This is a genomic window from Paenibacillus sp. 1011MAR3C5 (assembly GCF_003591485.1).
Classification (GTDB): domain Bacteria; phylum Bacillota; class Bacilli; order Paenibacillales; family Paenibacillaceae; genus Pristimantibacillus.
This window is the reverse complement of the sequence record NZ_QZCF01000002.1, coordinates 892,630-903,620: the sequence shown is the minus strand read 5'-3', so window position 1 is coordinate 903,620 and position 10,991 is coordinate 892,630. Positions and strand designations below refer to the sequence as shown.

The 10,991-nt window shown below is 49.5% G+C and carries 10 protein-coding genes; 5 read left to right on the top strand and 5 right to left on the bottom strand.

The annotated features are described in order from the left end of the window. Positions 1-58: 58 nt before the first annotated feature. From D3P07_RS09350 to D3P07_RS09330, 5 genes are read right to left on the bottom strand one after another with little or no spacing between them, the layout of a single operon-like run. Complete coding sequence (locus D3P07_RS09350; RefSeq protein ID WP_119799901.1) at positions 59-1,354, bottom strand: DUF6080 domain-containing protein; 1,296 nt, start codon at positions 1,352-1,354, stop codon at positions 59-61. 39 nt (positions 1,355-1,393) lie between these two features. After that, positions 1,394-1,711, bottom strand: coding sequence for a permease (locus tag D3P07_RS09345; RefSeq protein ID WP_119799900.1), 318 nt, complete (start codon positions 1,709-1,711; stop codon positions 1,394-1,396). Then, entirely contained in the window at positions 1,701-2,039 is a 339-nt protein-coding gene (locus D3P07_RS09340; RefSeq protein ID WP_119799899.1) for an EamA family transporter, read from the bottom strand. Before D3P07_RS09340 ends, D3P07_RS09345 begins: the two co-directional genes overlap by 11 nt. Beyond that, entirely contained in the window at positions 2,003-2,653 is a 651-nt protein-coding gene (locus D3P07_RS09335; RefSeq protein ID WP_259391409.1) for an HAD family hydrolase, read from the bottom strand. The genes D3P07_RS09340 and D3P07_RS09335 overlap by 37 nt, the downstream gene beginning before the upstream one ends. Positions 2,654-2,694: 41 nt before the next feature. Next, positions 2,695-3,612: a decaprenyl-phosphate phosphoribosyltransferase gene (locus tag D3P07_RS09330; protein ID WP_119799897.1), complete on the bottom strand. Its 918-nt coding sequence runs from the start codon at positions 3,610-3,612 to the stop codon at positions 2,695-2,697. Between the two features lie 504 nt (positions 3,613-4,116). On the opposite strand from D3P07_RS09330, the gene D3P07_RS09325 reads away from it, so the two are divergent. The 5 genes from D3P07_RS09325 to ptsP all read left to right on the top strand — a co-directional run bounded on the left by D3P07_RS09325 (position 4,117) and on the right by ptsP (position 10,989). After that, positions 4,117-5,553: a PTS mannitol transporter subunit IIBC gene (locus tag D3P07_RS09325; RefSeq protein WP_119799896.1), complete on the top strand. Its 1,437-nt coding sequence runs from the start codon at positions 4,117-4,119 to the stop codon at positions 5,551-5,553. A 72-nt stretch (positions 5,554-5,625) separates the two neighbouring features. Next, complete coding sequence (locus D3P07_RS09320; protein WP_119799895.1) at positions 5,626-7,689, top strand: BglG family transcription antiterminator; 2,064 nt, start codon at positions 5,626-5,628, stop codon at positions 7,687-7,689. Then, the gene (locus D3P07_RS09315; RefSeq protein WP_119799894.1) at positions 7,686-8,117 is read left to right on the top strand and encodes a PTS mannitol transporter subunit IIA; all 432 of its coding nucleotides are present in this window, start codon (positions 7,686-7,688) and stop codon (positions 8,115-8,117) included. The genes D3P07_RS09320 and D3P07_RS09315 overlap by 4 nt, the downstream gene beginning before the upstream one ends. Further along, on the top strand, positions 8,117-9,280 hold the full coding sequence (locus D3P07_RS09310) for a mannitol-1-phosphate 5-dehydrogenase (protein ID WP_119800032.1): 1,164 nt from the start codon (positions 8,117-8,119) through the stop codon (positions 9,278-9,280). Before D3P07_RS09315 ends, D3P07_RS09310 begins: the two co-directional genes overlap by 1 nt. Then, positions 9,277-10,989, top strand: coding sequence for a phosphoenolpyruvate--protein phosphotransferase (gene ptsP / locus D3P07_RS09305; RefSeq protein WP_119799893.1), 1,713 nt, complete (start codon positions 9,277-9,279; stop codon positions 10,987-10,989). Before D3P07_RS09310 ends, ptsP begins: the two co-directional genes overlap by 4 nt. Positions 10,990-10,991 lie beyond the last annotated feature (2 nt).

Here is a 10,991-nt window from a genome sequence, read left to right as displayed (position 1 = left end):
CAGAAAAAAAAGGACATCACCATCTTACATAGTGAATGTCCCATTATGATGTGTAGCTCTACTCCCCCGCTTTATCCATCTGCGCATACGACTGTTCGATTAAATCGAATGTCTCGATATGCTGGACGACATTGTTGACTAGCGTAACAATGACGAACAACAGGATCAGACCGATCAACACCCTCTTTACTTTCCGTTGGTCCAATTGCATCACGAACCGTGCGGCCAACAGGAAGAAGGCGAATAAGTAATGTCCTGCATATAGGTACATGTCGTAGTGGAACGTTCCCAAGCCGAACCCTATTACAATATGCAAGCCGACGGCAAATCCGATATAAGCGGCCAAAGACCACGCGTCACGCGACCTGATCCCTCTAATGAATCCAAGGATAGCCAGCACGATCAGGGATAGGCCGATAGCCTGCACATACCACGGATACGGAAGCGCAAGGTTGGTTGCGAATGCGACCATCCCCGGCCTCGGATCGATGAATGCCATATCCGGTGTCAGTATAGGGCTTATGACAAGCATATATAGAGCTTTCCAATGATGACTGAGCGAGAATGGAGCGGTATAGCTGAAGCCGCCAGCATGAATCGCTTTTAACCAGGTTGTATACCAGGATTGTCCGAATATAACGTACTGGAGCAGTGTGACAGCAAAGACCAGCACCAGAAAAACAAGCACGATTCGTATAAGCTTCATCAGATTGCTTTTGACTTCCCTGTTGAAGAGGTCGAAGACTAAAGCGCTCATAAACGGCACGATGTTCGTCGAAGTGACGGCGAAATTGCCCAAAGCCAACGAAGCGTTGGGCCATACGGACAGCTTGCCTTCCGCCCTGCTGTACTGCATATAGAGCACCGACAGAATAATGATGAACTGGGCGTACGGATACGAATCCGGAATCATAGCTGTGAATATTTGATAAGAGGCGACGCCAAAAAATATCGCGAACAATAAAGGCGTGAAGCAGCTCTCGCGACGATCCTTGCGCAAGTAATAATAGATCATGACAACATTGAGCGCGTTCATGACCGACTGTACCGTTGCAAAGAAGAATTGATCTGTGAAAAATCTCGAAGCATAAGCGAGCGGATCGGATATGAAATTAAGAAGCGGATGAATGACTGTTGCGTTGCCGTAGTACATCGAAGGGTCAAAATTAAATAAGTTAAGCGTAAACGGCATACCATAGAAAGGACTAACTTCGATCATAGCAGCCATGTTTTGATTCATATAGGTCAGAAACGGTACGTTCATAACGATATAAAATAGGGAAAAACCGACAAGCAGCATTAAAGCTCGGAGATTATCACTCCGATCATGAAACAGATAACGAAAAAAACTCATACTTCATTCTCCAATTCAAAAGATTAGTTCCAGCATCGTTCACGAAACAAGCAGCAATAGTCCGGATACGATGAAGGCGACGCCAGCGATTTTAATCATACCGACGCTTTCCTTGAAGATCCACTTGGCAAAAAGCAGCGTCCAGATAAATGTCATCGCATTGGCCGACATCACCACAGTATAAGGAAGGATATCAAGCAGGTAGATGTTGATCAACGCGCCCGATCCGTAGAACATGAACCCGGTGAGAAGATAAACTTTCGCTTTCTTTAGCGAGAACAATTTGAAGCACACGCCTCCAAGCGACCCGAACAATGTCATCACCAGAAGCAAGGCGAACATCCAGCTATTTATCATAGGATGTTAATGTCACCCCTGTCCCCAGCAAAGCAATGGCCGCCGCCTTTTTCCACGTTATATCCTCGCCAAGGAAAAGATCGCCGTAAATTAATGCAAAAATGTAACTCATGCACATGAGCGGGTATGCGACCGTCAGCTTCTCTAGTGCAAAAGCTTTGAGCATGAACAAGGCGCCCAATCCATAACAGACAAATCCGAGTGCCATGTACAGCAGGTTGGCATGCCCCCATTTCCAGTAAAGCTGGCCCGTAGCGGTGAGAAAAGCGGACACGATCATGTACATTTTTCCTATATGTCGGTTATTGAGGTTATTGCTCTGTTCCATCTTAGCTCCTCCATGCCCGGATAGCTCCGATTGATGAGATAGCGGTTCTTGACCAGCTTGAAGAGCGGCATGTCCGAGAGAGAATCTGAATACGCACAGGATTGGTCATAGTCAATGAGAAGGCTCCTGCTTTTCAAATAGTTGTGGATACGCACGACCTTCTCTTCTCCCTTGCAGTTTACGCCCTCTACCCTATTGGTATAGCGCCCGTCCTCTATGGCAAGATTGGTGCCAATGACTTCGTCGACATAAGGGATTTTTTTGAAAAAGCGCATATAAGCATAGGGAGAAGCGGAGACGAGGAGTATATGATAGCCCTCCGCTTTTTTCGTTTTGAGCTCCTCCATCGCCTCTATGAAGATGTGTTTTTTCAGTACGGTCTCGTAGAAGCGCTCCAGATCTTCTTCCTCCATATGACGGATCGCATAGAAAAAGGATGCCTTAACGTCCTCCACTTTCATAAGCTTCAATGTATAGAGAACCGTTTTGCATACAACTGCGATTGCATGGAACCATGTCAGAGGCTTCTTTTTCATCCCATACCATAAGAACAGAAACATGGAATCCTTGCTAATGATTGTTTTATCGATATCGAAAATGGCAAGTTTGTGCACGTTGTCTATCTTCCTATCTTCTATTAGTCTAGCAGCTAACCTTATTCAAACACGATCAGAATACAAACAACGGAAATGACATACAACACTACAGTAGCCAGTATATGCTTGTCCTGCAGCAAAACACTGTCGGGAGAACCGCCTTTATTCTCGATATGGATTAAATACAAATATCTGAAAATACCATAAATGACAAATGGAATCGTCCACATCAAATGGATCGTCCGCCCCGAAGTAAAGGTGAACAACGAATAACTTACAATGGTGGCGGTCGTTACAATGCTGCTAAGCTGATCCAGGAGCGGCAAGGAATACTGATCCAATACTTTCCGGTGGGTGCCTTTGCCATTCTGCAGCAAGCACAGCTCATGCCTTCTCTTGCCGATAGCCAGGAACAGGGATAACAGCATCGTACAGATAAGGAACCATGGCGTAATCGTCACGTGAATAACGAGCCCGCCGGCAATGGCACGCAAGACGAATCCTGCAGCAATGACCATGATATCGACGATGACGATATGCTTGAGCTTTAAGGAATACGATACGTTAAGCACAAAGTAAAAGAGCAGCAGTCCGGTAAACAGCGGGTTTAAATAATACGATACCCACAGCGAACCGACGAAGAGAGCAGCACCGAATGCTAACGCAGCTTTAGGGTTTAATTGACCGGAAGCCATCGGACGGAATCTCTTCTCGGGATGATTGCGGTCCGCCTCCCTGTCGGTGTAGTCGTTAATAATATATACGCATCCGGAGACAAAGCTAAAGAGCAAAAACCCTAGCCATGTATGCCAAAGCGTCCATGCGCTTATTTTTTCGAATGAAAATAACAATGCGGCGAAGATCAGCAAGTTTTTCGTCCACTGCTTTGGCCTTAATTGCAAAACCAGCAGCTGGAACGTATGCAATGGCTTCGCTGGCGCAGCTTTAGCCGATAAGTCTGATTTGACAAGATTCACTAATAGCAACCTCCTGGAAACTCTAAACGATCGTATGTATGATATTGTTCTGCCAAGCAGTTATTATACCATATCGAATGGCAATGTGTAATTATAAACATATTAATAATTATGTTAACAAAAGTTGCTAGACTCTCTTCCATAACAAAAGAATCGGCAAAAAAAATAAGCGCCTCCCGCTCCGGTGCTTATCCTATTCTGCTTACATGCTTACTCGTATAATTCGTTCAATGCGAATTGCGCTACTCGAGATCGCAATTATGATGGAAGAAGTATGACTCTTAGAATAAAAGTAAATAAAGAAAATAAAGAGCCACTTTTAATGCGCTTATTTCCTATATTATTCATGCTTTTGTGTGCGCCATCATAACATATTGTCAACAGCTTTCATGACGAAAGCTGCTTATCATTTGATTGATATTGAAAACGCTTACGTATTATGATGGCTACAGCTTCAAGAAAGCATTTATGAATAATTAACCCTATTAAGGAGGTCAACTGATCATGAGTCAACAACAGCAATCCGCTTCCGAGCAAGGCGGTGCCAAAGTCGCGATTCAGAAATTCGGAAGATTTTTGAGCGGCATGGTTATGCCTAATATCGGGGCTTTTATTGCTTGGGGCTTGATCACGGCCCTATTCATTCCGACCGGATGGTTCCCGAATGAAAGTCTGGCGACGCTCGTCGGACCGATGATTACGTATCTTCTGCCGCTTCTGATCGGCTATACCGGCGGTCAGATGATTCACGGCACACGCGGCGGCGTCATTGGCGCTGTGGCAACGATGGGCGTTATTATCGGATCGGAGATTCCGATGTTCCTCGGAGCCATGATTATCGGTCCGCTAGCCGCATGGATTCTTAAAAAATTCGATCAGTCGATTGAAGGCAAGATTCCTTCCGGATTCGAAATGCTGATCAACAATTTCTCCTCCGGGATTATCGGCGGCCTGCTGGCACTCGGCGCTTATAAAGGCATCGGACCGGTGGTCGAGATCATCAGCAAGGGACTTGCGAACGGCGTTCAATGGCTGATTGACGCGGGACTGCTCCCGCTCACGAATATCATTATTGAGCCAGCCAAAGTATTGTTCCTGAACAATGCAATCAACCATGGCGTGCTGGGACCGATCGCGCTTGATCAAGCGACCAAAACAGGCCAATCGATCATTTTCATGCTGGAATCGAATCCAGGCCCGGGCCTCGGCATTCTGCTCGCCTTCTGGCTGTTCGGACGCGGAGCCGCCAAGCAATCTGCTCCAGGCGCAGTCGCCATTCATTTCTTGGGCGGTATTCATGAAATCTACTTCCCGTATATCCTGATGAACCCGAGATTGATTCTGGCGGCGATTGCCGGCGGTGTTGCGGGTACATTCACCTTTGTCTTATTCGGCGCAGGTCTTGTTGCCACCCCTTCCCCAGGCAGTATCTTCGCATACTTTGCGATGACGCCAAAGGGCGGTTGGCTGCCTATGCTTAGCGGGGTTGTTGTGGCAACGATTGTATCATTCCTCGTCGCTGCCCTGCTGATGAAGACATCCAAGCAAAAAGAGGACGACGAAGATTTGGAATCTGCACAGGCCAAAATGAAAGAAATGAAGGCTCAGTCGAAAGGGACAGCAGGAGCATCCCAATCTCCAGAGGTTGCGCCTAAAACGATCGAAAATGTCCACAAAATCGTATTTGCTTGCGATGCGGGAATGGGCTCCAGCGCGATGGGCGCTTCGATCTTGCGCAAGAAGATGACGAAGGCAGGCATTGACGTGACGGTCATTAATACGGCGATCAACGATCTTCCGAACGACGCTGATATCGTCATAACGCATAAGACACTGACCGATCGGGCGCGGCTGAAGGTTCCTGCAGCGGAGCATATCTCCATTGATGACTTCCTGAAAAGCCCGCAATATGACGAGTTAGTAAGCCGATTAGGCACATAATAAGAATTCGTAACGCTGGCGTGCAGATACGCCCGCGTTACGTTAATTTTCCGTAAAGGAGGCCGCCGGACTATGAAAGTATCCAATAGACAACGCAAAATATTGGAGCTGCTGCTTAGCCGGCAGGACGATACGACAGCCGAACAGCTGGGTCAGACCATTGGCATCAGCTCCAGAACGGTACACCGCGAGCTTCAGATCTTGGACCCGGTACTGGCTGGCTACGACATAGCGCTTGTGAAAAAATCCGGCTCCGGCATTAAGCTCATGAGCGATCCGCGCAGTCTCAGCGTGTTTCAAGAGCAGCTGCGGAAATCGGATACCGAGACGTATTCGCCTGAAGAGCGCAAGGTACTCATCCTGTGTCAACTGCTTAGTCTAGACGAACCGATCAAGCTCTTTTCCCTGGCAAGCGAGGTTCAAGCGGCGATCCCTACCGTCAGTCGTGACCTGGAAGAGCTGGAGACATCACTGACGAACAGCGGTCTTGCTCTCGTTCGCAGACGCGGGTACGGCATTGAAATTACTGGTGAAGAAACAGACCGCCGCAATTTTATTGTCAAGCTGGCTGAGGAATATATCGATGATTTTCTTGGCGCCTTATCCCGAAAAGAAATATGGCCAACCACTCACGAACTTCTGAAGCTGGTCGGACACGAAGCCTTGTTTTCGGTAGAACGCACCTTATGGCAGCTGGACGAGATTTGGGTCAGGCGACTAAGAGAAGCCGACTATAATCGGCTCCTTGTCCGGTTATCCGTTGCCTTTATTCGTATCCAAAAAGGACATTTGATTTCGTCTGCTGCCCAACTATCCTCCGTCCAACTAAGTGAGGAAAGCAAGCAAAAGCTGAATGCACTCGCCTCTTCCCTCGGGATCGACGAAATGCCCGATGAGGAGCTTAGATACATGCAGTCTCTGATCGATCAGGCCAAAGAAAAAGAAAGACGCAGCGCCTCTGCGCTGCTGGAGCAATACGGGCTCGGACTTGCTGAGCGTGCGATTTCGCTCATTCGGCTGATGGAAGAAGAAACGGGAACTCCCTTTCACAAGGATCGAACGCTACTTGAAGGCTTGATCAGCCATCTGGGCCATGCGCTGGAGCGGCTGCATCAGGGTGAGACGATTCGCAATCCCCTGCTCGCTCAAATTAAAAACGACTATGAATCCTTGTTGGAATCGACGATACGCAGTGCAGCGAAGGCATGGCAGGACATTGCGGTCCCCGAAGAAGAAGCAGGCTATCTGGCTATGCATTTTGGTGCAGCTATTGAGCGCTGGAAGCTTGTTCCAAGGCAAGTGCGGGCCTTGCTTGTCTGCACGAGCGGCATCGGCTCCTCTAAGCTGCTTGCCGTTCGCATCGTGAAGGAAGTGCCCCAAGTAGAGCTGCTTGGACATTACTCCTGGTATGAGGCGTCGCGCATGCCGAGCGAAAAATACGATTTGATCATATCTACAGTCGATTTGCCGATTGAACAGGATCGATATATTAAGCTAAGTCCCCTTCTGACTAAGGATGAAGCCGAACGGCTGCGCAGCCATATTCGCGAGTTACCCGTATCCCCTGAGATCGCGGATGAGAAGGATGATAAGCAAGATGCTTGGCAGCGGCTTAATCTGCTCAACCGTTATGCAATGGAAACTGTGATGATTTTGGAGTCGTTCCATGTCTATGAGCTGGACGGCGGGCGTTCGCCAATGCTTGACGGGCTGCTGAAGGATGCGCTGCCGCTCATGCTTCAAGAAGACGAGCGGCAGTATACGAATGCGATCGCCAACCTGCTCATCCAGCGCGAGCAGCAAGGCAGTGTTTTTATCCCGGATACAAGCCTGGCCATGTTCCATACCCGAAGCGAGCTGGTTACGAAGCCGTTGATTACGCTGTTCCGACTGCAAAAGCCGTTTCTGCTGAACGAGCAGGAACACCAATTCGTCACACAATTTCTTATTATGCTTGCGCCAGCAGGTCTAAACCAGATCTCATTAGAGCTGCTCAGCGAAATTAGCGCGATGCTGTTGCACCCCGAGATGAACCAGTTGCTGAACGAAGGGGTAACGGAGAAGATCCGCTCCTTCATGTCACGTCAGCTAGAGATATATATGAAATCCAAATTGGAATGGAGAGAACCATCATGAGCATACTGACAACAAACACCATTATTTTGAACGCAACTGTTGCCGATAAATTCGAAGCGATCCGTCTTGCCGGACAGCTGTTGGTCGATGCGGGCCACGTACCGGCTGCCTATGTGGACAAAATGATTGAGCGCGAGCAAGTTTCCTCCACCTACCTGGGCGGCGGTCTCGCTATGCCCCATGGCACGAATGATTCGAAGAGCCTGATTCAGTCTACTGGCATCTCCGTCGTTGTACTGGCGAATGAAGTGGATTTCGGAGGAGAGGCTGCTCGCCTTGTGATTGGTCTGGCTGCTGTGGGCGATGAGCATCTGGAGCTTCTGTCCAGCCTGGCTGTTCTTGTGTCGGATGAAGACGATATGGAGCGGATTCTGAACGCTTCGAGCAAAGAAGAGCTTCTTCGCATCTTCGAAGAAGGAATGGAATGATGAAGGCCGTTCATTTTGGCGGGGGCAACATCGGGCGCGGTTTTATTGGCCTGTTGTTATCTCAAGCCGGCTACCAAGTCACTTTTGTAGATGTGGATCAAGAGCTTGTCAGGCAGCTCCAGGAGCGTAGGCAATATTCCGTTGTTTATGCGGGTGACGAGCAGCAATCCTTTACCGTAGACCATGTTACCGCCATTATTGGCAGCGACCAGGCGCAAGTTGCCGAAGCGGTTGCCGAGGCCGATCTGGTCACAACAGCCGTAGGCGTGAATGTTCTTAAGCATATTGCCGGTTCAATCGCCTCGGGTATCGTCAGAAGGCTTGAGAAGTCGGGCAGTCCGCTAGTCCTCATTGCCTGCGAGAATGCCATTGGCGGAAGCACACAGCTTCAATCGCTTGTCTATGGGCATCTTACGGAGCAGCAACAAGCAGAGGCAAGCCGGATGGCCTTCTTCCCTGACGCTGCGGTTGATCGCATTGTTCCGCTCCAGCAGCACGAAGACCGGCTTAAAGTGCTTGTCGAGCCTTATTACGAGTGGGTAGTAGACCGCTCTTCCCTGCCGCCTGGTCATAAGGAAATTCCAGGCGTTCACTATGCGGATCAGTTGCAGCCCTACATTGAGCGCAAGCTGTTCACCGTGAATACCGGCCATTGCTGTGCAGCCTATCACGGCTATCTCCAAGGCTTTGACACTATACAAGAAGTGATGAAGCAGCCGACTATTGTGGCACAAGTGGAAGGCGCCATGCAAGAGACAGGCAGCGCGCTAATCGCGCAATATGGCTTTGATGCAAATGAGCATAAACGTTATACTCAAACTATTCTGGAACGGTTCCGCAATCCGCATCTAACGGATGAAGTTGTTCGTGTTGGCCGTTCCCCCATTCGCAAGCTATCTCCGAATGATAGACTCGTACGTCCAGCCCTAGTCGCCTATGAGTTAGGGATCGAGACGCCGTACCTGACCAAAGCAATGGCAGCTGCGCTGCTCTTTGATTACCAGGATGACCCGGAAGCGGCACAGATTCAGCAAACGATAAGCCGGGATGGGATTTCCTCTGCTGTGACAGCGTTCACCGGTCTTGAAGAGAATCACCCGCTTCACGCCGCTGTACGGGAAGCTTACGCAACCTTAAAGACGGAAAGGAGTGATCGCGTATGACACGGTTATTGCAAGGAATCAACGCATCGCCAGGCATGGCAATCGCACCGATCTTAATCTATCGCGACAGTCAGCCCGTTATTGAAGAAACAACCATTACAGATGCCGATGCCGAAATCGAGCGGCTGCAGGCTGCGCTGCGCGAGACACGGGCAGAGCTGGAGAAGCTTCGCGACTCCGTGAAAACTAAGCTGGGCGAAGAAAAAGCGGAAATCTTCGAGGGTCATCTCATGATATTGGAGGATCCCGATCTTATAGATGCAGTTATGGAAGCCATACAAAATGAATCGGTTAATGCCGAGTATGCGGTACACACCGCCTCCTCTTCTTTCATTGAGGTACTGAAGCAGATGGACGACGAATATTTGAGAGAACGCGCGGCTGATGTACGAGATGTATCCGGCAAGCTGATTGGCCGCTTGAGCGGCGTCACACAAACTGATCTATCGCAATTAACCGAACCTTGCATTATCATTGCGAACGATCTCGCCCCTTCAGATACCGCCAAGCTGGATATGGGGGTCGTCAAAGGCTTTATTACCGAAATCGGCAGCCGCACCTCGCACTCGGCGATTATGGCCCGTTCGCTGGGTATTCCCGCTATAGTTGGTGTCGGAGCATTAAGCGACGATATCCAGACAGGCGCGTTGGCGCTGCTCGACGCAACGAATGGGACGGTTACGATTGAGCCGAGCGAAGAGCAACACCGCGATTTCATTGGCAAGAAGGAGCAATATGACCAGCAGCAAGCGGAGCTTGCCAAGTGGGTTAACCGCCCTTCCCTATCGAGTGACGGCCACCGCGTAGAGCTGGCTGCGAATATTGGCAAGCTGGAGGATGTTCAGAAAGCCCTGGACAACGGTGCTGAGGCGATCGGCTTGTTCCGTACCGAGTTTCTCTATATGGGCCGTAACTCGCTGCCTACAGAAGACGAACAGTTTGCCAGCTACAAATATGTATTGGAGAAGATGAACGGCAAGCCGGTGGTCATCCGAACGCTCGATATCGGCGGCGACAAGGAGCTCCCCTATATGGAATTACCAAAGGAAGCGAATCCGTTTCTTGGACAGCGCGCATTGCGCCTATGTCTGGAGCGTCCCGAACTATTCCGTACCCAGCTGCGCGCACTTCTCCGAGCCAGCAGCTATGGTAATCTGAAGATTATGTTCCCTATGATAGCCGTATTGAGCGAATTGCGGGATGCTAAGGCGCTTCTGGAAGAAGAAAGAACCAAGCTTCTGGCCGAAGGAATCGCTGTTTCCGATACAATCGAAATCGGGATGATGGTCGAGATTCCAGCTGCGGCGGTATCCGCTGATTTGTTTGCCAAGGAAGTGGATTTCTTCAGCATCGGCACCAACGACTTGATCCAGTATACGATGGCGGCCGACCGTATGAACGAAACGGTCTCTTATCTGTATCAGCCTTGCAACCCTTCGGTTCTCCGCCTTGTCCGAATCGTCGTTGAAGCGGCGCGCAAGGAAGGCAAATGGGTCGGCATGTGCGGCGAGATGGCTGGCGACGAAGCAGCCATTCCCCTGCTGCTCGGTCTTGGACTGCATGAATTCAGCATGAGCGCAAGCTCGATTCTGTCCGCAAGAGCACAGATCGGCGAACTCTCCTATGAACGCTGGTCGCAGCTAGCTGAGCAAGCATTAACTATGGCTACTCAGGATGAGATTCAAGACTTCGTTAGAAGCCAATCTTAAGG